The following is a 21,453-nucleotide window of genomic DNA, read 5'->3' as shown; positions in this document are numbered from 1 at the left end:
GCGCCCGGACGACCTCCTGGAGCAAGCCGCCGGAAGAGGTGGGCCGCCACCCCGACGAAAGTGGCCGCTGCGATGAAGTCGGCCAGTGGCCCCAGCGGGTTGCCGTCCCGGATGAGCCAGAAGAGCACGTCCTTCAACAGGACGGTCAACACCCCCGGGCCCGGCCCCAACAGGAAGCCTGCCAGCAAGCCGACCGCGTCGCTGGGATCGTACTTCAAGAACGGGGCACCCGGGACGATGGGAAAGTGGATGGTCATCATGGCCACCGTGGATCCGGCGGCAAGCACCGCCACCTCCGTGATGCGCCGTGGCTCTGCCCTCACCGCTCGATCCTCCCAACGGTATGGTCTAAGAAGGCACGGAAGCCCGGGTACCGGGGTGTAGGCCTCTTGGCCCCTCGTACAGCACCCTCGGTCGGAACAGCCGGTTGGCGGCGTGCTGCTCTGCCACGTGCGCCGCCAGGCCCGCCGTCCGGGCGGCGAGGAAGATGGGCGTGTAGAGTTCGACGGGAATGCCGAGCAGGTAGTAGATGAGCCCCACCGGGTAGTCCGCGTTGGGGAAAAGCCCCTTCTCCCGGTGCATGACCCGTTCCACTGTCTGATAAATCTGATACAGTTCCTGCCCGTCCGGCCGCTTGGCGGCCAGTTGCGGGATGTACTCTTTCAAAAGGTACGCCCGCGGGTCGTACTTCTTCATGTAAACCCGGTGCCCGAACCCCATGATTCGCTCCTTGCGCTGCAGCCGGTCCATGATGTACGCCTCGGCGCCCTGCGCCCCCCCGTGCTGCAGGATTTCCACCAGCATCCGGGCGACGGCCTCGTTGGCGCCGCCGTGGAGCGGGCCCTTGAGCGAAGCGGCCGCCCCGCACACGGCGCCGTAGATGTCCGACAGCGTGGAGGCGATGACCCGGGCCGCGAACGTCGAGTTGGGCATCTCGTGCTCGATGTAGCACGTGAGCGTCATGTCGAAGACCCGGGCGGCCTGGGCGTCGGGCCGGGTTCCCGTGAGCATGTAGAGGAAGTTTTCGGCAAACGTGAGCGCCGGGTCGGGCTTCACCGGAGGCAGCCCTCGAAGCGTCCGGTACACGCCGGCCGTGATGGCGGGCATCCTCGCCAGGATGCGCATGCCCTTGCGCAAGTTGGCCTCCACCGAGGTGTCCCGCAGTTCGTCCGGGTCTTCGAGCCCCGCCATGAACGAAAGGACGGTGCGCTGGCCGTCCATCACCTCCATCCTCGGGGGCAGGATCTGCATCAGCCGCTGAACTTCGTCGGGGAGCGCCGCCTGCCGCTTCAGGCCCGCCTCGAACTCGTTCGCCTCGGCGGGCGACGGCATTCGCCCGTAGATGACCAGGAACGCAACCTCGGGGTAACTCATCTGGCGAGCCAGTTCAATCAGGTCGTAGCCCCGGACCACGATCTGCTCGTGGTCCACGTCGAGGTACGAAATCGAGGTGGCGGTAGCGATGACGCCTTCAAGCCCCGGGCTGTAAGCCTCCGTTGACACTTCGCTCAACCCCCCGTGCGCAAAAGGTCAAGGTCTGCCTGGGTCTCCGAGCGCCGCTGTCAGCGTTCGGCGGCCCGCTTCGAGAGCTCCCGGTCGAAGTTCTCGTACTCCTCGTACCCGATCAGCTCGTAAAGCTCCCGGCGCGTCTGCATGCGATCCAGGAAGCCCGCCTGCGTGCCCCTGTCCCGCAGCGCCGTCAGCGCCTCCTCGATGGCCCGTGCAGCCACCCGCAGCGTGGTCACCGGGAAGATGACCAGCCGGTACCCCATCGCCCGGAACTGCTCCACACTGAGATACGGCGTCTTTCCAAACTCCGTCATGTTGGCGAGAAGCGGGACTTTGAGCTCTTGCGCAAACGCCCGGAACTCCTCCTCTGACTCCAGCGCCTCGGGGAACACCACGTCCGCCCCAGCTTCGGCGTAGAGCCGCGCCCGCCGCACCGCCTCGTCGAAGTTGTGCGTGGCCCTGGCGTCCGTCCTGGCCACGATCAGCAGATCCCGGCGGACCCGCGCGGCCGCCGCCACCTTCTGCGCCATCTCCTCGGCCGGCACCACGGACTTGCCGCTCAGGTGGCCGCACTTCTTGGGCATCTCCTGGTCCTCGATTTGAATCGCGGCCGCCCCCGCATGCTCCAGTTCCCGCACCGCGGCCGCCACGTTGAGGACCTCCCCGAACCCCGTGTCCGCGTCCACGATGATGGGAAGCCCCGTGGCGCGGTAAAGCTGGCGCACCGCATGGGCCAGCTCGGTGAGCGTGAAGATGCCGAGGTCGGGGAGCGCCAGGCTCGCCGAGTAGGCGGCGCCGGAGAAGTACAGGGCCTTGAACCCCACCTTCCGGGCGATGGCGCCCACCAGCGCATTGAACGCCCCCGGCGCCACCACGATGGGCTCCTGTTCGACCAGCCGCCGCAGCGCCGCTCCCGGGCGATCCTCGCCGTCGCGACTCTCAAACAGCCACGCTCCCACGTTCCAGGCCCCCCTCCCAGGTCCCCCGCCGCCGCCCACGGCGGCACGCCGCTGCCGCGGGCCCCCGCCGCGAGGCGCTCAGAGGCGCAGAAGCCCGGCCAGCTTGCGCAGATCCGTCTGGTTCTCCAGGTTCATCACGAACTCGACGACTCTCTGCGCCTGCGAGGGCGTGAAGGCGTCCTCCACGTTGAGCCGGAACTTCTGCACCACCTCGTCGTCGGTCATGGGGTTGCGGGCGTGCCCCCTGGGGTGCCGCACCTCCCTGACGTACTCGGCACCGTCCCGGGTTCGCACCCGGATGCGGTTGGGGATGCCCTCGGGATAGCCGCGGGTCAACTCGGGGTCCTCGTTGAGGGTCGTGCGCTCCTTCAAAAGCTTGCGGATGGCGGGCTCCGTGAACCGCTCCCTGGCGAACGACCGTTTCGTTACCCGGCCATCCAGCAGCGCCACCAGGGTGATGTAGGGCAGGGAGTGGTCGGCCGTCTCCCGGGTCTCGGGCTGCCACTTTTCCGGGTCTTTGGCGATGATCTCGTATGCGGCCTTGAAGGTGTCGATGTGGACGGACTCGATGCGGCCCGGGTCACCGATCTCGCGGCGCAGCTCCAGCGCCGCGTCCACCGCGCTCTGGGCGTGGTACTCCACCGGCCAGAACTTGATGTACGTGTCCAGGATGCGCCGGGGCGGCCGCTTCGTGCTCATGGGCGAAAGCGCCGCCTCGTCGAACGGCACTCCGCCCAGCAGCTGCTTGAAGAAGCCCATCTTGCCGGCAAACGGCTGGAACGGCCCGGTCATCCCCTTCGAGGCCAGCACGGCCCCGAACACGGCGTTGCGTCCCGAGTTGGCGGCCGCGGCGCCCTTCCACATGGAGAGTTCGCCGGCTCGGGTCTGGCGCATGGAGGCGTGGGGGACGGACGAAAGCGAGATCGCGTGCTCGATCTGTTCCACGGAGAGCCCCAGCAGGCGGCCGGCGGCTGCCGCCGCCGCTATGCCGATGTAGTTGACGTGGTCCCATCCGTGCTGGCGCAGGCTTGCCGCATCGCACAGGTTGACCCCGATCTCGTAGGCGATGGCCACCGCCAGGATCAGGTCTCGCCCCGGAAGCCCCTGCCACTCCGCCACGGCGAACAGCGGCGGGATGACGTCGCTGGGGTGAAGCGGTTCCCGGGAGAGGTACGTGTCGTTGAAGTCCAGGTACCGCACCATGACGCCGTTGGCGAACCCGGCCACGTCGGGCGCGGCCGTAAACGGCGTGCCCCACAGCGTGGCGCCGCCGGCCAGCGGGAACTCGAAGGCGTAACCCCGTGCCGCCTTCGGGCTGTCCTCGGCGAACGCAGCCATGGCCACGCCGACAGAATCCAGCACGCGGCGCTTCGCCTCGTGAACGGTGGGCGCCGGCACGTCCTCCCAGCGAACGGATGCAGCGTACTCGGCCAGCATGCGGCTGTATCGGTCGCTCAAGCGCGCGCCCCCCTCTTTTGACCTCGCTGCCTGCCTCGCCTCGCGGCAAACCGGTTCAGCGTGGCGCCCCCGGTTTCCTGGTGGCGGGTAAGGAGGGTATCGCTTCCCGTTTGCAGGCGAGCAAGAGGGAAAACGATTAGCCATACCGAACCCCGCGGCCATCCAGCCGAAGTCTCGTTTGGGGAGGTGCCAGGTCGAGGATGAGGCCGGTGGCGGCTCCTTTTGTACGGGCTTTCATGTCGACGCTTGGGGTACTCGTCTTGCTGGGTGCCTCCGTCGTCTCTGCGGCACCATCGTCACTGCGCATCATGGCGCCGGCGGCACCGGGCGGCGGGTGGGATCAGACGGCCCGAGCGCTGCAGGCGGTGTTGACCGAGCAGCACATCATTGTGGGCGGCGTGGAGGTCTTCAACGTGCCGGGCGCCGGAGGCACCGTCGGCCTGGCGAGGCTGGTCTCCACGGAACGCGGCCGTGGCGATCTGCTCATGGTGACCGGGGCCGTCATGGTGGGCGCCATCCTGACGAACCGGTCGCCCGTGTCCCTCGCACAGACGACGCCCATCGCGCGCCTCACCGGCGAGTACGAGGTGATCGTAGTTCCGGCGAGCTCGCCTTTCCGGACGCTTGGCGAGTTGCTGGAGTCCTTCCGGCGCAACCCGGGGTCCATCTCGTGGGGCGGGGGTTCGGCGGGCGGCATCGACCACATCCTTGCCGGCCTCATTGCCAAAGAGGTGGGCTTCAGCGCCCGTCAGGTCAACTACATCCCGTTCTCCGGCGGCGGCGAGGCCCTGGCCGCGGTGCTGGGCGGCCACGTCTCCGCCGGCATAAGCGGGTACGGCGAGTGGCGGGCGCAGATCGAGGCCGGCCAGTTGCGGGCCCTGGGCATCACCTCTGAGAACCGGCTGCCAGGGGTTGACATCCCGACGCTTCGCGAGCAGGGGCTCAACATTGAACTGGCCAACTGGCGCGGTTTGGTGGCGCCTCCCGGCATCAGCAGCGCCGAGAAGCAGGCGCTGATCGAGGCGGTCGGGGTGGCGGTGAAGACGCTTCAGTGGCAGGATACCCTGGCGCGATACAGCTTGACCGACTACTTCCTGGCCGGCGACGAATTCGCCAGCTTCCTGGCCGATGAAACGCGGCGGGTGCGGGACGTTCTCCTGGAGATCGGCCTGATCAGCCCGTGAGGGCCGGCGCTGCGGGGTCGGGCCCCGCCAGGGGTCCAGCTCCAGGCTACCTTATGGTCGGCCTGGCAGCCGCGGGGCTCGGCCTCTTTTTCATAGCGGGGGCGTACGCCCTGCGGGTTCTTCCAGGTTATGCGCGAATCAGCCCCCGGTTTTTCCCCGTACTGGTCGGCAGCGGCCTGGTCGTGGCCGGGGTGCTACTGGTTCGAAGCGCCCTGAGGGGTGAAGCGCCGGGCGGTGATGCCGCTTGCGACTGGAAGGCGACCGGCCTGGTGGCCGCGGGGCTCTTGCTCCACATGGCGCTCATCGAGCGCGCGGGTTTCATCCTCTCGAGCACGCTGCTCTTTGGGTTGAGCGCGTACGCCCTGGGTAGCCGCCGCCTCGCCGCGAACACGCTGGTCGGACTCATCGTGTCGGCGGCGACTTACCTCGTGTTCACCCGCGGGCTGGGTCTGTCCTTGCCGGCGGGGGTTGTGGGGTAAAGCCGGGCCACCATTGGCACAGGAGGCGAAGCGGGTACGGAGACGATCGGAGCGTTGGTGCACGGCCTGTCGGTTGCCCTGACCCCTGTTAACCTCATGTGGGCGTTCGCCGGGGTGGTGCTCGGCACGGCAGTTGGCATTCTGCCGGGTATCGGCCCCGCCTTGACGATAGCGCTTCTGCTGCCCGTAACGTTTCGGGTCGATCCCACGGGCGCCTTCATCATGTTCGCGGGGATCTACTACGGGGGCATGTACGGGGGTTCCACGTCCGCCATCCTCCTGAACACCCCCGGGGAGAGCGCCTCCATCATCACCGCGGTGGAAGGCAACCAGATGGCCAGGAAGGGGCGGGGCGCCGCGGCCCTGGCAACCGCTGCCATCGGGTCCTTCGTGGCGGGGACAGTGGGCACGATAGGCCTCACCTTCCTTGCGCCGGTCTTGGTCAGGCTTGCGCTGCGGTTCGGGCCGGCCGAGTACTTCGCCCTCATGGTGCTGGCGTTCACCACGGTTTCGTCCGTAATGGGCCGGTCACTCGTGCGGGGACTCACCAGCCTGCTGTTCGGAATGGGCCTGGGGCTGGTCGGCATCGATCTGCAGACCGGGCAAGCGCGGTTCACGCTGGGCGTGCCGGAACTCCTGGACGGCATCGACGTGGTCATCGTGGCCGTTGGGCTCTTTGCGGTGGGGGAGACGCTCTACGTGGCCTCTCGACTGGGCCGGGGCGACGGCGAGCTGACGCCCGTGCGCGGTTCGGTGTGGATGACCAGGGAGGAGTGGGCGAGGTCCTGGAAGGCGTGGCTGCGGGGGGCCATCGTTGGGTTTCCCCTGGGAGCGCTCCCGGCCGGCGGGGCTGAGATCCCCACCTTCTTGAGTTACTCGATCGAAAGGCGGCTCACCCGGCGCCCGGACGAGTTTGGAAAGGGCGCCATCGAGGGGGTGGCCGGTCCCGAAGCGGCCAATAACGCCTCGGCCGCTGGCGTGCTGGTGCCGCTCCTGACGCTGGGGCTGCCGACCTCATCGACCGCGGCCATGATGCTGGCGGGTCTGCAGCAGTACGGGTCGCAGCCCGGGCCGCTGTTGTTTGAACGGGCGCCTGACCTGGTGTGGGGGATGATCGCAAGCCTCTATATCGGCAACCTGATGCTGCTCATCGTGAACCTGCCCCTTGCGGGCATCTGGGTGAGGTTGCTGGCCATTCCGAAGCCGTTGCTGTACGGGGGCATCCTGGTTTTCGCGGCTCTCGGGACCTACAGCCTCAACAGCTCCGTCGTGGACCTGGTGCTGCTCGCTCTGATCGGTGCCGTCGGGTTCGTCATGCGTCGCTACGACTTCCCTCCGGCGCCTGCCATCATCGGCATGATTCTGGGCCCAATGGCGGAGCAGCAATTCCGGCGCGCCCTGGCCATCAGCCAGGGTGATCCCACGGTGTTCCTCACCCACCCGATCTCGGCGGCCCTGCTGGCCACGGCGGCGCTGGTGCTGGTCGGCCCCCGGGCAGTTCGCACCCTTCGCAGCCGGCAGAGGTGGAGGGCCGCCGCCCCGCCCCCACACGAGCCCTATGCCGGCCGCGGCGACGCGCGGTGAACCGCCGCAAACAGGGGCACGGCCAGCAACTGCATGGTCACGGAGAAGGTGACCACCCAGGCGGCCGATACCTCGTAGAGCAGGCCCATGGCCGTGCTCCCCAGGAACCACGCTCCCCCGAAGGCGGTGTTGAAGATCCCGTAGGCACTGCCCCGGACTTCAGGCGGCGCCAGGTCGGCGATGGCCGCCCGCATGATGGTCTCCTGAACGCCCATCACCATGCCCCACAGCGCCACTCCCGCCCACGCGGCCCCCGGTGAGCCGCCAAACGCCAGAACGGTGGCCGGAATGGTGGCGGCCGGCAAAGCGAGCAGGGCTCCCATTCCGATGCGGTCGTACAGCTTGCCGACCACGAGCGCCGTCAGCGCGTCGACGCCCATTGCCAGGGCGAAAGCCAGGGGGATCGACGGGTCGTCCATCAGCCCCCGGGCTTTGATGTGGTACGAGATGAGCTGGAAGTGGGCGAAGCCCGCCACCGCCACGGCCGTGAAGGCAACGTACAGCCAGAACGGACGCCCCAGCCGGGCACGGACGGCCGCGGCCGCGGTGTGCGCGGCCGTGCCCTCCAACGGGCCCGCACGGGGTGCCGGGGCGCCGTTCTCGTCCTGTTCGAACCGGGCCGGGGCCGGGAAGATGGCACGTGCCGCCGCCAGCACGCCCAGCGCGAGCATGGCGGGCGCCAGGAGCACGGCGAACCCTCTCCGGTACCCTTCGCCGGTGAACAGCGCGCCCGCCACCAGCAGCGGCCCGGCGACGGCACCGATCTGGTCCAGCATCTCGTGCAGGCCGAACCCGAACCCCCGGCCCACCTGCCGGGTGGCAAACGACAGCATCACGTCCCGGGAGGGCGTTCGCACGGCTTTGCCGATGCGTTCGAGGAGGACAAGGCCGGCGGCGACCTGCCAGTTGCCGGCGAGGGCCAGGAGCGGCACGGCAAGCAGGTTGACCCCGTAGCCTATCCCCGTCAGGAGCCAGTATCGCCGGATGCGGTCGGTCAGGTAGCCGGAGCCGAGGCGGATGGCATACCCGAGCAGTTCCCCGAGGCCGGCCACGGCACCCACGACGCCGGCGCTCGCGCCCAGCGAAAGCAAGAAGGGGCCGGTCGCGCTGCGGGCCCCCTCGTAGGTCATGTCGGCGAACAGGCTCACGAGGCCCAAAAGAACGATGAAGCGCATCGCGTGCGCCCGGTCCGCGCGAGTGTCCACAGAATGCACGACGCTACCTCCCGCCGTAAACGCCCTGAGGCCAACAGGCATCGGTTTCGACGGCACCTCGAACGCCCCTGCTCGGCCCCGCTTCCATCGCTTCCGGTGACCCGCGTACAATAGGCTCATACCGGAAATCCATGCCCGAGGGAGGCCGGGCGGTGCGGCAGGAGGCGCGGCGGAGGCCGGTTCGGCTCGTTGCGAGCGTGGCGATGGTGGTAGTGGCAGCGGCGGGTATCGCCCTGCTGTCGGCGCGGCCCTTGAGCGCGCTGAAGCCGGGCGAAGAGGTGCTGGTTGCCATCTACCGGCGGGTTGCCCCGGCGGTGGTCAGCCTCAGCAAGGAAGACGGGCAGGGATCGGGTTTCGTCATCGACCCGCGCGGGTACATCGTTACCAACAACCACGTGGTGAGCGGCGCACGCTCCGTGGAGGTCGCGTTCCTCGACGGGACGGTGCTCGAGGGCCGGGTGGTGGGCACCGACCGTGACAGCGACCTCGCCGTGGTGAAGGTGGACGAGCTTCCGCCCGACGTGCAGCCGCTGCAGCTGGGGGACTCGGACACGTTGCAGGTCGGGCAGCAGGCCATCGCCGTTGGCAACCCCTTTGGTCTGAGCGGCACCATGACGGTGGGGATCGTCTCCGGACTTCACCGCACCATCCCGGCCTCGCTGAGCGAGTTCGTTATCCCCGACATCATCCAAACAGACGCCAGCATCAACCCCGGCAACTCGGGAGGCCCGCTGGTGGACTCGTCGGGTCTGGTCATCGGCGTGACCACGGCCATCCGCAGTGCCACGGGGATTTTCCAGGGGGCGGGCTTTGCGGTGCCGGTGAGCCTGGTCAAGCGCGTGGTGCCGGCGCTCATCGAGCGGGGCCGCTACGATTGGCCGTGGCTCGGGGTGAGCGGCACCACCTTGACGCCCCAGCTTGCCCAGGCCAACGGGCTTGCGCGTCAGACGCGGGGCGCTTACGTCGACCGGGTCATCCCGGGTGCACCCGCCGAAAAGGCGGGGCTGCGGGGCACGCAGCGGACGGTTCTGACAGGAGGCCAGCGCGTACCGGTCGGGGGCGACGTGATTGTGGCCATTGACAATACGCCGGTGGCGAGCTTTGACGATCTCCTCGTCTACATCGCCCGCTACACGGAGGTGGGCAAAACGGTGCGGGTGAAGGTGCTGCGGGGCGGGCAGACCCTGGAGTTGCGGGCGCAGCTCGAGGCGCGCCCGGCGCAGGTGCCGGACGAGCGGTAGCCGGGGTTAGAGCGCCAGCGGCGCCACCGACACCCGTGCCAGAAGATCCTCGACCGCCTGGCGACTGATCAGCCCTCCACCGAAGGTGGTCACGTCGGCCGTGCCCGAAGCCACCCCAAGTGCGACGAGTTCGGGGAGGGGAAGCCCCCGTGCCAGCCCCCAGCTCAGCGCCGCCACCATGCTGTCGCCGGCACCGATAGGGTCCACCACCTGTACCTTTGGCGAGCGGGCGACCCAGGCGGCCTCGGGCGTGACGCCGATGGCTCCCGCCGCGCCCAGGGAGACGATCGCGGCTTCGGGGCCGGTGGACATCACGTGGCGGGCCGCCTCTGCGAGCATCACTTCGCCGCTGCCAAACCCCGGGTCGGCTGCGACTTCGAGGTCAGCCTGGTCGCTGCGGGCGAGTTGCAGGAGTTCGGAGCGATTTGGCTTGATGAGGCTGGGCCGCGCGCGGACCCCCAGACGCAGCGCTTCCCCGCTGGTGTCAAGGATCGAAGGCACCCCGGCCTCCCGGCTCTGCGCGATCACCCTCGCGTAGGAGTCGGGTGCCAGGTCCTGCGGCAGGCTGCCGCTGCAGACGACGACCTGGGCCTGAGCAACTAGCGCACTGAGTGCACTTTGAAGTGCTGCCAGGTGCTCGGGTGTGACGTCCAGGTCGCCCTCCTCGTTGATGACGGTGGCATCGCCGCTTCTGGGGTCGACGATGATGGTGCAGGTGCGAGACAAGCCGCCGACCTCAACCAGCGTTGCCGGGATACCTTCCTGTTCCAGGCCCTCCCGGATGAACCGCCCCGTCCACCCGGCAACCAGGCCCACGAGGTGCGGCTCGCCCCCGAGGGCCTTGAGCGCCCGCGCCACGTTGACCCCCTTGCCGCCCGGCACCGTGAGGGTATGCCCCGTGCGGAATACCCGGCCGGCTTGAAATCCTGGCACTCCGAGGGTCCGGTCTACGGCCAGGTTGGGACCAAAAACGACAATCATAGCGAACCCCGCACTCTCGCCGCTGTAGCGGCTTCCGTCACCGGGCGCCTTTTCGTGAGGGCGGAGCCCGGCTCCTCTACAGGACGCCTGCAAAATGTGTCACTGTGAGGTAGAGTAGGGTCTAACTCGTGCAGGAGGGTCTCCGGACCGGATCGTTGAAAGGCTCTGGCGAAGGGGGCCCGCCAGTGTGCGAAAGTACGTCGCCGCCATCGACCAGGGAACGACCAGCACCCGCTTCATGGTCTTCGACGCCGAGGGCCGCGTCGTGGCCATGGACCAGAAGGAACACCGGCAGATCTACCCCAGGCCGGGCTGGGTTGAGCACGATCCCATCGAGATCTGGCAGCGCACCCAGGACGTGATCCGAGGCGCACTGGCCAAAGCCGGCATTGGCGGTTCTGACATCGCCGCCATCGGCGTGACGAACCAGCGGGAGACAACCGTCGTCTGGAACCGGCGAACCGGCCAGCCTTACGGCAACGCCATCGTCTGGCAGGACACCCGCACAGCCGCGATCTGCGATGCACTCGCAAAAGAGGGCGGCCAGGACCGGTTCCGTCCGAAAGTGGGCCTGCCCGTTGCGACTTACTTTTCGGGCCCCAAGATCAGGTGGATCCTGGACAACGTACCCGGGGCCCGGGATGCCGCCTCACGGGGCGAGGCCGTCTTCGGCACCATCGACACCTGGCTCATCTGGTGGCTGACAGGTGGCCCCGACGGCGGCGTGCACGTCACCGACGTGACCAATGCCAGCCGCACGATGCTCATGAATTTGCACACGCTTGCCTGGGACCCCGAGATCGTGGACTGCCTCGGCATCCCGCCACAGATGCTGCCGGCCATCCGGCCTTCCAGCGACCCCGGCCTGTACGGGACGACCCGGCCCGATGGGCCGCTCGGCGCGGCCGTCCCGGTCTGCGGCGACCTGGGCGACCAGCAGGCGGCGCTGGTGGGCCAGACGTGTTTCGTGCCCGGCGAGGCGAAGAACACGTACGGCACCGGCTGCTTCCTGCTGCTCAACACCGGCACCCGCCCGGTTCCGTCCAACAGCGGGCTTCTGACCACGCTCGGCTACAAGATGGGCGGCGAGCCCGCCGTCTACGCCCTCGAAGGGTCGATTGCCATCACCGGGGCCCTGGTCCAATGGCTGCGGGACAACCTGGGGCTCATCTCCCGCTCGGCCGAGGTGGAAGAGCTCGCACGGACCGTCGAAGACAGCGGCGGCATCTACTTCGTCCCGGCCTTCTCAGGCCTGTTCGCCCCGCACTGGAACAACAAGGCGCGCGGCCTCATCATCGGACTCACCCGCTACATCAACAAAGGGCACCTGGCCCGGGCGGTCCTGGAGGCCACCGCCTATCAGACCCGGGAGGTCGTGGACGCGATGAACCGGGACTCCGGTGTGAAGCTGACCGCCCTCAAGGTCGACGGCGGCATGGTGGTCAACGAACTCTTGATGCAGTTTCAGGCCGACATCCTCGGCGTCCCGGTCATCCGGCCCACCGTGGCCGAAACCACGTCGCTCGGCGCGTCCTATGCGGCGGGACTCGCCGTCGGCTTCTGGGATAATCTGGACAGCCTGCGCCGCTACTGGAAAGAGCAGGCGCGCTGGCTCCCGAAGTGGGACGAACACCGCCGCGAGGCCGCTTACAGGGGGTGGCTCCGGGCGGTCGAGCGCGCCGTCGACTGGCTCGAGTAGGCCAGCGCGGCCCGATACTGCTCCACCTCGTCGCCCTGCCGGCCCGTCGACCAGCCCAGCGTTTCCCCCATCAGACGCGCCACGTTGGCCGCGGCCTCGAGGCTCGCCCGGGGATCCACCAGCGCCAGGCGCAGCCGCCGCACCATGAGGTCCTCCAGATTGGTGGCCATGGTACTCCGGCACGCAAAGACCACCTCGGCGGCGACGTAAGGGACGCCCGGCGCGATGGGCTCGCCCAGCGCCGGGTCTTCTCGGATCAGCTCGAGGAGGCGGCCAAGCTCCGCGCCATAGGTCCGCAGCAGCCGTGCTGCGTTCGAGGGAGCGAGCCCCATCCTGATGGCGTCACGCACGAGATGCGGCCACGATTCTGGCTCCTCGCCGCCCACAAAAACCAGCCGCTCGGTGCGGCAGGGAAGCGCGTCTGCGCCCTTCGAGCCGGTGGCCGCTGCCCGAGCCTCCTCGCGGGCCACCACGTCCACAACGTCCTCGGCCATACGCCGGTACGTCGTGAGTTTCCCTCCGATAATGCTGATGAAGCCCGGCTCGTGCCTCACCACGGCGTGACGTCGGGAGATGTCCGCGGACCGGCCGCCCGCGCTGACCAGCGGGCGCAGCCCCGCATAGGCGCCCAGCACGTCGCCCGGTTCGAGTTCGACGTTGAGGAAGCGGCGGGCATGCCGCAGCAGGTACTCCACGTCCTCCCGGGTGACGGGGGGTTGCTCCATCGAACCGGAGTATGGCGTATCCGTTGTTCCCAGGACCGCTCGCCCTTCCCAGGGGACGATGAACGCAAGCCGGCCGTCCTCGGTTTCGGGCAGAACCAGCGCGGCGTTGCCGACTCCCACCAGCTCCTTGGGCAGCACCAGATGAACGCCCTTGCTGAGCGTCAGCTGCACCGCCTGCGGGGTGCCTGCCATTCGGGAGACCTCCTGTGCCCATACGCCGGCCGCGTTGATGACCCAGCGGGTGGGGATTCGATAACGGCTGCCACCCAAAAGGTCTTCCACTTCCACGCCGCTCACGCGCCCGGAGGAGCGCACCAGCTGCACGGCGCGGGCATAGTTGACGCACCGCGCGCCGTGGAGGCGAGCGGTACGGAGCACGGCGACGGTGAGTCGGGCGTCGTCCGTTTGGGCGTCGTAGTAGAGGGATGCCCGCCGGAGCCCTTCGCGGCGCAGGTAAGGGAACATCTGCAGCGCCTCGGCCAGGCTGACGGGCCGGTGGCGAATCAAGACCATGCCCCCGGCGAGCCGGTCGTAGAACCATAGCCCCAGGTTGATGGCCATCGGAAGCAGAGGGCGTGCTGCCCCCGGTAGGTGGATGCCCAGGGGCCGGGTCAGATCCCGGTAAAACGGAACGAGAAATGGCAAGGGCCGGACCAAATGCGGGGCGTTGGCAGCAAGGCGCGCCCGCTCGATCAGCGCCTCCCGTACCAGGCTAAGATCGAAGTGCGGGAGGTAGCGGATGCCGCCGTGCACCAGCTTGGTGGAACGGCTGCTCGTACCGGCCCCGAAGTCTCCCTGGTCCACCAGGCCGACTCTGAAACCGCGCGTGGCGGCGTCGAGGGCTACGCCGGCCCCGGTAATGCCGCCGCCGATGACCAGCACGTCGACACCCTCGGCCGCCATCGCGTGTAGCGCGCCGGTGCGGTCGATGACCGACAGATCTGCGCTACGCATGTGAACCCTCACCTTTCTGCGTCGGGCGTTGGCTGTGGCCCGTTCTCAGCTACGACCGCGGCACCGGCCCATCGCCCCGCTGCCGCCACGTCGGCGTCAAGGATGGGCGTACCCTGGCGGAGGATGCGAACGTTACGGATCTCCCCCAGCGGGTAGGGCAGACGAGCCTGAAGCGACCAGCGCCCTTTTCCGGCAGGGCGCAACGTCCCGACCCGGAAGTCGTGACCGGTCCTGAGCTGCAGTTCAACGGTATAGCCCGGGCTGGCTTGTGATGAGTTCGAGCTTGCGATGAGCCCGGAGGCCACGATGTGCAGTTCCGTCTGACTGCTTGCCGGCCGGAAGCCGGCGACCCCCACGGCGCCCGGAGCGGCGCCGCTGCTCCTCATCGACACCACCAGCACCGGGCCGGACGACCCGCTCGCGGACAGGTCGTACGCAACCTGCGTCACCAGGGCGGTGCGGACGCCGTCAAGCCCCCCCGAAGGCTCAGTGGGTTGCGTTCCCTCCCTGAACAGCCAGACCACGGCCAGCAGGAGGGTGGCGAGCCCGAGGTATCCGAGGGCGGATCCGGTCACCCGAGGGTGGCCCAGGTACCGCAACCGGCGCCGGCTCGTACCGTCCATCAGAGACCCTCTCCTCCCCAGCGGCGCAGTTGCCAGGCTGCCCATGCAGGGGCGTTGGGGCGAACGGAGAAGGTGGTCGCCCGGGAGGCCGCAGACCACATGGCAAGACCGGCAAAAACGTCCTGGATCGAGCACCTTCGCCACACACGCGTCATCGCGGCCGTCCGATCGGGCGACGATCTCGCCTCGGTGAAGGCCTCCGCGGTCCCCGTCGTCTTTGTGCTAAACTGTACGATTTTCGACCTGAGAGCGATGGCCCGGGCCTGTCGCGAATGGGGCCTGTACTGCTTCGCACACCTGGACCTCGTGGACGGCGTCGGCAAAGATGCAGCGGGCCTGGAGCTTCTGGCGAAAGACATCGGCGTCGACGGCGTGATCACGACCCGCAGCGCACTGATCCGGGACGCGCGCAAGAGCGGGCTGGTGGCCATCCAGCGGGTCTTCCTGCTGGACTCGGCGTCGCTTGCCACGGCCCTTTCCGTGGTCAAGAACACGAAGCCCGACGCTGTGGAGGTGATGCCTGCTCTCGTGGTTCCCGCCATTGCCCCTCGGATCCCCTTCGCCGACCTTCCTCCGGTTATCGCCGGCGGCCTCGTCCAGACACCCAAGGAACTCGAAAGCGTCCTGGCAAGCCCGGTAGTGGCAGTCTCGACCAGCGCCCGCCAGCTCTGGTCCTACCGGCCTTAACCGCCTCTGGCGGGCGGACCCTCAGCCACCGGTACCAACTCCGCAATGCTGCCGAGCACGAAGTCCGGACGCAGCTCGGCGGGTGCCCGGCCGGCCGAGACCTGGTCCGTTACGCCCGTCAGCACCAGTACCGAGGCGATGCCGGCCTGGCGGGCCATGGCGATGTCCGTTTCGAGGCGGTCGCCCACCAGGACGGTCTCAGAAGGCAGACTGCCCAGATGGGCAAGGGCCGTCTGCACCATGAGGTGCGAGGGCTTGCCGGCCACCCACTCCAGCGCCTTCCCGGAACAGGCCTCGAGCGCCGCGATGATGGCACCCGCGTCGGGCACGTCGCCCCCCTCGACAGGGCAGGTACGATCCGGGTTCGTGGCGATGAGGCGGGCCCCCCGGCGAAGAGCCTGGTGCGCGTGGTTCAGCTTTTCCCAGCTAAGCGTTCGGTCAAATGCGGCCACCACAAAGTCCACATGCCACCCGCAGGACTCGGGATCCTCAACCACGACGACACCCGCCTGGCGGAGTTCGTCGATCAGGGGCGGTTCTCCGAGGACGTAGGCACGCTTTCCGGCGTGGCGGGTCGAGAGCTCGCGCGCCAGAACCACGCTGGAGGTGATGACATCGTCAGGACCGGTCGGAATGCCAAGCCGGGTCAGTTTGACAGCGTAGCTGATGCGGCTCTGCAGGGGCTTGTTGGAAAGAAAGACCACTCGCCGACCCGAGGCGCGAAGGGCAGCGATGACCCGGTCCGCCTCCGGAAGTAAGCGCTCCCCGAGATAGACGGTCCCATCGAGGTCGAATATGTACCCCGAAAACGACTGCCAGGGGAAAACGCCGTCCCTCTGCACACCCCCTGCGAGCCCCGGCCGGGTCATGTGGCTTGCCCCCTCCGTTCTACGCGAACGCGACAAGCCCCCACGTCAGGCTGAAAAACCAGCCGACGCAGGGGCCCTTCTCCCGTACTCCCGACCCTGCGCACTTCCGGGCTCTGGGCCCGGCATACGCTCATCTGGTTGCGACGCGAGATTCGGCACGGAGTCGAGGATCCCTTTCGCGGGGGGCCGGAACCAGCCGGTGGCTCCTTGCTTGCCTAAACCTTTCTTCATGTCAGGAGGGAAAACTGATCGTTTCATCGAATCCCCCAGTGACGGGCAGGGCTGGAGAGTCAGGAGTTGCCCCGCTTCCGAAGTAACAGCGCGCCTGGGGTGTGCTGTCGGGAGCGGGGCTATTTGTCAGTTGGTTGCAGGGGCGAGGGGGGCCGCAGGAGACGGAAGGGAGCGTGGCTGGTGTGGAAGCATCGAAGAACGGGTCGCAAACATATCGTGCAAGGAGGGGCAGGATGGACACCGGTGGGTCACGGCGTGTCCGGACGAACGTGGGAAGTAGGGTTGTTCTCATTCTGGCCCTGCTTGCCGTCGTGCTTGCGCCGGCCGTTTCGTACGCCGCTCCCTCGAGGCTTGTACGATTGGCCTTCTATTACCCGGTGGGTGTGGCAGGGCCGCTTGCAAGAGTCATCGACGGAATGGTGAGCCGCTTCAACGCCGAGCATCCGGGCATCGAAGTGGTTCCGGTTTACACAGGCGACTATGATCCCACCATGCAAAAGGTCCAGACCGCCGTAATGGGCGGTAACCCGCCGGACGTCGCCATCGTGGAGATATCCGAGATGCCCACGTTGCTCGCGATGAACGCGATCATCCCGCTGGACGAGTACGTGAACCAGGTCGGGCCTGGGTATTTAACGGACTTCTTCCCGGCATTCCTGGCGAACAGCTACTTCGAGGGAAAACTCTACGGGATCCCGTTCCAGCGTAGCACCCCGGTCTTTTACTGGAACCAGCGGCATTTCACGGAGGCTGGGCTCGACCCCAAGCGGGCGCCGGCCACGTGGGACGAACTGGAAAGCCACGCATTGAAGCTCGTAAAGACGGATTCCCGTTCTGCAGAGGTCCAACGGTGGGGTGTCATCATATCGGGGGGTTGGAACGACTGGCTCTTCGAAGGGTTCGTTCGCCAAAACGGAGCTGCGCTGATGGACTTTGATGCACGAAAGGTCTATTTCAACTCACCCCAGGCTGTCGAATCATTGTCGTTCTGGGTGCGCCTCACGCGTGAGCTGAAGGTCGCCCCTCCACATAGCACCTGGGCATCAACGCCGCCTGATTTCGTCGCAGAGCGTACAACCATGCTCTACCACTCGACGGGGATCCTAACCTTCCTGAAGCAATCCGTGAAGTTCCCCTTCGGAGTGGCCTTCATGCCGGCCAGGAAATCCTATGGGGCGGCTGTCGGCGGCGGGAACTTCTTTATATTCAGAGGGATTCCCAGGGAGCGTCAGGATGCGGCGTGGGAGTTCGTGAAGTGGATGACGTCGCCTGAGAATGCTGCCCTGTGGAGCATCGCATCCGGTTACATAGCCACGCGGCGTTCGGCCTACAACGTGCCGCAAATGCAACAGTACGTTCAGGAGAACCCGCAATACCTCGTTGCCAGGGATCAGCTGCAGTATGCGTACGGTAAGATGATGAGTCCCTCGTTCCAGCGCATACGGGAGATCCTGAAGCGAGCACTTGATGACGCAACCGGTGGTAAGGTGGCACCCAAGGCCGCACTTGACCGAGCTCAGACTGAGGCAGAAGAGGTGTTGAGGGACTGGATGGCTCGGTAATTCGAGTTAGCGGCCCAAGGCCGCAGGTGCGCGAAGCGGGCTGCGGCGGTGCACCGCACGTAGTCGCCGCCGCAGCCCACCATAGGTAGAGGCGGTCGGAGAGTGAGGTACGTTTCGTGGCCGTGTCCGTTAGGGCCCAGCTGAAGCAACCAGGCCAGAATCGTATGGCGACTGCCATACGGGCTATCGCCGGAGGTAAGTGGCGTACGCCACTCACTCCCTACGTGATGCTTGCGCCAAGCTTGATTCTTCTAGTCATATTCACTTATTATCCCGTGCTGTATTCCATCTACCTGAGCCTGTTTCGGAGTGACGTGTTTACGCCGATTCCCGTCTTCGCCCCAACGTATAACTATGCGAAGCTCCTCAGGGATCCGATTTTCTGGCTGGTCATCAAGAACACCCTGCTCTACGTCGCCGTTACCATCCCTCTGACGATGGCGCTCGGGCTTGCGCTGGCAATCCTGGTCAACGAGCCTCTCGGGCGCATCCGTGCGCTCTACCGGGTGGCAGCATTCTACCCCACGATGATCCCGATGGCGGCAGCAGGTATGCTGTGGGTTTGGCTTCTCAATCCGAGCATGGGGCTGGTGAACTACTACCTGTCGCGCCTTGGCATACCTCGCGTGGAATGGCTGTATGACATGAACTGGGCATTGCCGGCCATCATGGTAACCAGCATATGGAAGCACTTTGGTTACTACATGCTGATCTACCTGGCTGGGCTTCAGATGATCCCGACGGAGCTTTATGAGGCCGCGTCCATCGAGGGTGCAAGGTTCTGGCACCGCATCCGCTACGTCACCCTTCCCCTGGCAGCCCCCACCACAGTCTTCGTGGTCGTAGTGGGCATGATCTCTTCCTTCCAGGTCTTCGACCTCGTTCACGTCATGACTCAGGGAGGACCTGCGGATCGGACGAATGTCCTCGTTTACTACATCTACCAACACGCTTTCCGTTTCTGGGACATCGGGCAGGCGGCGGCACTGACCGTCGTCTTCGTCCTGGGGTTGCTGGGGGTCATCAGTGTCCTGCTGGGTTTCATGGAGAAGAGGGCCTTTTATGAAGTATAGAGCATTAGCCCTTCGCCAGGCGCTCAACACCCTGTTGCTTGCCGTGAGCGGGGTGGCTCTCGTTCCATACCTTTGGGCCATTGTCACGTCTCTGAAGGAGCGGCGCGACGTCTTCTCGGTGACGCCCAGGTGGATCCCAAACCCCGTCACGTTTCAGAACTACCCGGAAGTCCTAGAGAATGCGCCGTTTGGGACGTACTTCATCAATACCGTGATCGTGGTCTCCGGCATCCTCGTACTGCAACTCGTGACCGTGACGCTTGCGGCCTACGCGTTTGCCCGAATGCGCTTCAAGGGTAGCACTTTTCTCTTCACCTTGTTCCTTATCCAGATGATGCTGCCCATTCACTCGGTCATCGTACCTAATTATCTTACCATCAAGTCCCTTGGGTTGCTGAACACACGCGTTGCCCTCATGTTTCCGTTTTGGGCCAGCGGATATGGCGTGTTTCTTCTACGACAGGCGTTCCGCCAGGTGCCGCGTGACTTTGAGGATGCCGCGACCATCGACGGATGTTCGCGGCTGCAATTCCTGAGGCACATTCTCATTCCCCTGTGCAAACCGACTCTGGTCGCCTTCGGGCTGATCAGCGTGGTGACCCACTGGAATGACTTCCTCTGGCCACTCATTGTCACCGATACGCCCTCGGTCCGCACGTTGACGATCGGCCTGGCTCTTTTCGTGCAGCAAGAGAGCGGGGCCGACTGGACGCTTCTGATGGCTGCCACCGTCCTCGTTACAGCGCCGCTAATGTTACTCTTTCTCATCTACCAGCGGCGGTTCGTCGAAAGTTTCATGTCAGCCGGCCTGAAGGGATGACGGAGAGGGGGCACCGCCTAGACCATCGAGTGAGCCATCGAGACGGTGCTGGCAGGGCGAGCCACGTCGAAGGCAGCCCTGGATCAGGCGGCCCGGACGGTGACGGACGCCATCGCGCAGTACAACCTGACGACAGGCCGGTAAAGAGCGGGGTTAACCGAAGGCAGTGTTTGCGAGGCCGCGGTTGAGCCGCGGACCCCAACGCTGGGGAGAGTGCGATAGACGGGGGGCATGCGATGATGACGCTCCAGTTTCGTAACCGCTATCTCGTGGGCGTCCTCGTGCTGGCCGTCATGCTGGCCGTCGGGGCGGCGGCGGGTCCCGTTCAGGCGAGAGTCAAGATCACGCTGTGGCATGCCATGGGCGGTGCCCGCTACGAAGCGATCACCAAAGGGATTGCAGAGGGCTTCTCCCGTGCGTACCCCGGCTACGAGCTCGAGCCGCTGTTTACGGGAAGCTACGCCGAGACTCTAACGAAGGCGATTGCGGCGATCCGGTCCGGCAATCCCCCGGACATCGTTCAGGTGTATGAAGTGGGTACGCAGACGATGGTCGACAGCGGCGCGATCATCCCGGTAACAGACCTTGTCCTGCCGGGGGCCATCGACTTCAGCGACTACATCCAACCGATCCTCCGGTACTACACGGTTGGCGGTAAGCTCTACTCCATGCCCTTCAACTCCTCGACGGCCATCCTTTACTACAACAAGGACGCTTTCCGCAAAGCCGGCCTGGACCCCGAAAAGCCCCCGTCCACGTTCGCCGAAGTGGAAGAGATAGGCCGCCAGATCATCAAGAGCGGGGCCGCCCGGGGGGCCATCACGTTCGGCTGGCCGGCCTGGATCTTCGAGCAGACGTTTGCCTACCACGACCAGCCCTACGCGAACAACGACAACGGGCGAAACGGCCGGGCGACTCGCGTGCTCTTCAACGGCGATTTCGGACAGATGGTGGCCTCCCGCTGGGCGCGGTGGGCCAGGGAAGGGCTGCTGATGTATGGCGGCCGCGAGTACGCGCCCAACCGCGCCTTCCTCTCGGGCGACGTGGCCATGCTCCTCCAGTCCACGTCTCAAGTGAGCACCATCGAGCAGGCTGCCCGATTCCAGGTCGGGACCGCGTTTCTGCCTCGCATCGAGGGCCAGCCGGAGGGTAAGTCCGTCATCGGCGGCGCGTCGCTGTGGGTCATCAACAAGCGCGGCCGCACGCAGGCAGAGCGGGACGCCATTGTGGCGTTCCTGAAGTTCCTGAGTGAACCGAGGCAGACGATCCAGTGGCACAAGGACACGGGGTACTTCCCTGCCACCAACACGGCCGTCAAGCTGCTGGAACAGGAAGGATGGTTCCAGCAGCATCCGAACTACTCAACGGCGTTCAGACAGATTCAGCTCGGCCCTGATACGCCTGCCACCCGTGGTGTTCTGCTGGGCAACTTCGTACAGATCCGTGATATCGTCGATACGGCCCTCGAACGCCTCTTCAGCGGCAAGCAGAGTCCCGAGGAGGCACTGGCCGAGGCGGCTCAGCAGGCCAACAAGGTTCTGGACGACTACAACCGGCTGTACCGGTAGGGAGGTATCGGGCGGGGCCCGGCGCGGTGCGCC

At 66.5% G+C, this 21,453-nt stretch carries 19 protein-coding genes; 10 read left to right on the top strand and 9 right to left on the bottom strand.

Features of this window, described 5'->3' with window-relative positions:
* From AB1609_01850 to AB1609_01835, 4 genes are all read right to left on the bottom strand, one after another.
* Window positions 1–323: ECF transporter S component (locus AB1609_01850; protein ID MEW6045214.1), on the bottom strand; the 323-nt coding region annotated here is incomplete at its 3' end.
* Window positions 324–348: 25 nt separating this feature from the next.
* The gene (locus AB1609_01845; protein MEW6045213.1) at window positions 349–1,503 is read right to left on the bottom strand and encodes a citrate/2-methylcitrate synthase; all 1,155 of its coding nucleotides are present in this window, start codon (window positions 1,501–1,503) and stop codon (window positions 349–351) included.
* A gap of 59 nt (window positions 1,504–1,562) precedes the next feature.
* Entirely contained in the window at window positions 1,563–2,468 is a 906-nt protein-coding gene (gene prpB, locus AB1609_01840) for a methylisocitrate lyase (protein ID MEW6045212.1), read from the bottom strand.
* Between the two features lie 78 nt (window positions 2,469–2,546).
* On the bottom strand, window positions 2,547–3,926 hold the full coding sequence (locus tag AB1609_01835) for an MmgE/PrpD family protein (protein MEW6045211.1): 1,380 nt from the start codon (window positions 3,924–3,926) through the stop codon (window positions 2,547–2,549).
* A gap of 209 nt (window positions 3,927–4,135) precedes the next feature.
* On the opposite strand from AB1609_01835, the gene AB1609_01830 reads away from it, so the two are divergent.
* The 3 genes from AB1609_01830 (at window position 4,136) to AB1609_01820 (ending at window position 7,173) form a co-directional block, all read left to right on the top strand.
* A complete protein-coding gene (locus tag AB1609_01830; GenBank protein ID MEW6045210.1) occupies window positions 4,136–5,110 on the top strand; it encodes a tripartite tricarboxylate transporter substrate-binding protein in 975 nt (324 codons plus the stop codon).
* Between the two features lie 53 nt (window positions 5,111–5,163).
* The gene (locus AB1609_01825; protein ID MEW6045209.1) at window positions 5,164–5,589 is read left to right on the top strand and encodes a tripartite tricarboxylate transporter TctB family protein; all 426 of its coding nucleotides are present in this window, start codon (window positions 5,164–5,166) and stop codon (window positions 5,587–5,589) included.
* 96 nt (window positions 5,590–5,685) lie between these two features.
* Window positions 5,686–7,173, top strand: coding sequence for a tripartite tricarboxylate transporter permease (locus AB1609_01820; GenBank protein MEW6045208.1), 1,488 nt, complete (start codon window positions 5,686–5,688; stop codon window positions 7,171–7,173).
* On the opposite strand, the gene AB1609_01815 is transcribed toward AB1609_01820, so the two are convergent.
* Window positions 7,146–8,387, bottom strand: a complete 1,242-nt coding sequence (locus AB1609_01815; GenBank protein ID MEW6045207.1) for an MFS transporter — start codon at window positions 8,385–8,387, stop codon at window positions 7,146–7,148. The genes AB1609_01820 and AB1609_01815 overlap by 28 nt on opposite strands.
* Window positions 8,388–8,539: 152 nt before the next feature.
* Here AB1609_01815 and AB1609_01810 point away from each other — a divergent pair, with 152 nt between their 5' ends.
* Complete coding sequence (locus AB1609_01810) at window positions 8,540–9,628, top strand: trypsin-like peptidase domain-containing protein (protein MEW6045206.1); 1,089 nt, start codon at window positions 8,540–8,542, stop codon at window positions 9,626–9,628.
* A gap of 6 nt (window positions 9,629–9,634) precedes the next feature.
* Here the strand turns inward: AB1609_01810 and AB1609_01805 are convergent, their stop codons facing one another.
* Window positions 9,635–10,609, bottom strand: a complete 975-nt coding sequence (locus AB1609_01805) for a 1-phosphofructokinase family hexose kinase (GenBank protein MEW6045205.1) — start codon at window positions 10,607–10,609, stop codon at window positions 9,635–9,637.
* Between the two features lie 187 nt (window positions 10,610–10,796).
* On the opposite strand from AB1609_01805, the gene glpK reads away from it, so the two are divergent.
* Entirely contained in the window at window positions 10,797–12,308 is a 1,512-nt protein-coding gene (gene glpK / locus AB1609_01800; GenBank protein MEW6045204.1) for a glycerol kinase GlpK, read from the top strand.
* Here glpK and AB1609_01795 read toward each other — a convergent pair.
* Together AB1609_01795 and AB1609_01790 are read right to left on the bottom strand one after the other, a co-directional pair.
* A complete protein-coding gene (locus AB1609_01795) occupies window positions 12,257–13,987 on the bottom strand; it encodes a glycerol-3-phosphate dehydrogenase/oxidase (protein ID MEW6045203.1) in 1,731 nt (576 codons plus the stop codon). The two genes, glpK and AB1609_01795, sit on opposite strands and share 52 nt — an antisense overlap.
* 8 nt (window positions 13,988–13,995) lie before the next feature.
* Entirely contained in the window at window positions 13,996–14,610 is a 615-nt protein-coding gene (locus tag AB1609_01790; GenBank protein MEW6045202.1) for a hypothetical protein, read from the bottom strand.
* Between the two features lie 99 nt (window positions 14,611–14,709).
* On the opposite strand from AB1609_01790, the gene AB1609_01785 reads away from it, so the two are divergent.
* Entirely contained in the window at window positions 14,710–15,297 is a 588-nt protein-coding gene (locus AB1609_01785) for a glycerol-3-phosphate responsive antiterminator (protein ID MEW6045201.1), read from the top strand.
* Here AB1609_01785 and AB1609_01780 read toward each other — a convergent pair.
* Window positions 15,294–16,166 carry an HAD-IIA family hydrolase gene (locus AB1609_01780; GenBank protein ID MEW6045200.1) on the bottom strand — a complete coding sequence of 291 codons (873 nt, stop codon included), beginning with the start codon at window positions 16,164–16,166 and terminating at the stop codon, window positions 15,294–15,296. The two genes, AB1609_01785 and AB1609_01780, sit on opposite strands and share 4 nt — an antisense overlap.
* A gap of 404 nt (window positions 16,167–16,570) precedes the next feature.
* On the opposite strand from AB1609_01780, the gene AB1609_01775 reads away from it, so the two are divergent.
* From AB1609_01775 to AB1609_01760, 4 genes are all read left to right on the top strand, one after another.
* A complete protein-coding gene (locus tag AB1609_01775) occupies window positions 16,571–17,959 on the top strand; it encodes an ABC transporter substrate-binding protein (protein MEW6045199.1) in 1,389 nt (462 codons plus the stop codon).
* Between the two features lie 242 nt (window positions 17,960–18,201).
* Entirely contained in the window at window positions 18,202–19,032 is an 831-nt protein-coding gene (locus tag AB1609_01770; GenBank protein MEW6045198.1) for a sugar ABC transporter permease, read from the top strand.
* Window positions 19,022–19,852, top strand: a complete 831-nt coding sequence (locus AB1609_01765; GenBank protein MEW6045197.1) for a carbohydrate ABC transporter permease — start codon at window positions 19,022–19,024, stop codon at window positions 19,850–19,852. The genes AB1609_01770 and AB1609_01765 overlap by 11 nt, the downstream gene beginning before the upstream one ends.
* Before the next feature lie 239 nt (window positions 19,853–20,091).
* Window positions 20,092–21,420, top strand: coding sequence for an extracellular solute-binding protein (locus AB1609_01760; GenBank protein ID MEW6045196.1), 1,329 nt, complete (start codon window positions 20,092–20,094; stop codon window positions 21,418–21,420).
* Window positions 21,421–21,453 lie beyond the last annotated feature (33 nt).

Source organism: Bacillota bacterium (assembly GCA_040754675.1).
GTDB lineage: Bacteria > Bacillota > Limnochordia > Limnochordales > Geochordaceae > Geochorda.
This window is presented reverse-complemented; position numbering and strand designations above follow the sequence as displayed.

What these genes read in the sequence shown, in the direction of transcription:
- AB1609_01825 (MEW6045209.1), top strand. Translation starts at nt 5,164, where the DNA reads ATGGTCGGCCTGGCAGCCGCGGGGCTCGGCCTCTTTTTCATAGCGGGG.
- AB1609_01820 (MEW6045208.1), top strand. Translation starts at nt 5,686, where the DNA reads ATGTGGGCGTTCGCCGGGGTGGTGCTCGGCACGGCAGTTGGCATTCTG.
- AB1609_01805 (MEW6045205.1), bottom strand. Translation starts at nt 10,609, where the DNA reads ATGATTGTCGTTTTTGGTCCCAACCTGGCCGTAGACCGGACCCTCGGA.
- AB1609_01795 (MEW6045203.1), bottom strand. Translation starts at nt 13,987, where the DNA reads ATGCGTAGCGCAGATCTGTCGGTCATCGACCGCACCGGCGCGCTACAC.
- AB1609_01790 (MEW6045202.1), bottom strand. Translation starts at nt 14,610, where the DNA reads ATGGACGGTACGAGCCGGCGCCGGTTGCGGTACCTGGGCCACCCTCGG.
- AB1609_01785 (MEW6045201.1), top strand. Translation starts at nt 14,710, where the DNA reads ATGGCAAGACCGGCAAAAACGTCCTGGATCGAGCACCTTCGCCACACA.
- AB1609_01780 (MEW6045200.1), bottom strand. Translation starts at nt 16,166, where the DNA reads ATGACCCGGCCGGGGCTCGCAGGGGGTGTGCAGAGGGACGGCGTTTTC.
- AB1609_01765 (MEW6045197.1), top strand. Translation starts at nt 19,022, where the DNA reads ATGAAGTATAGAGCATTAGCCCTTCGCCAGGCGCTCAACACCCTGTTG.
- AB1609_01760 (MEW6045196.1), top strand. Translation starts at nt 20,092, where the DNA reads ATGACGCTCCAGTTTCGTAACCGCTATCTCGTGGGCGTCCTCGTGCTG.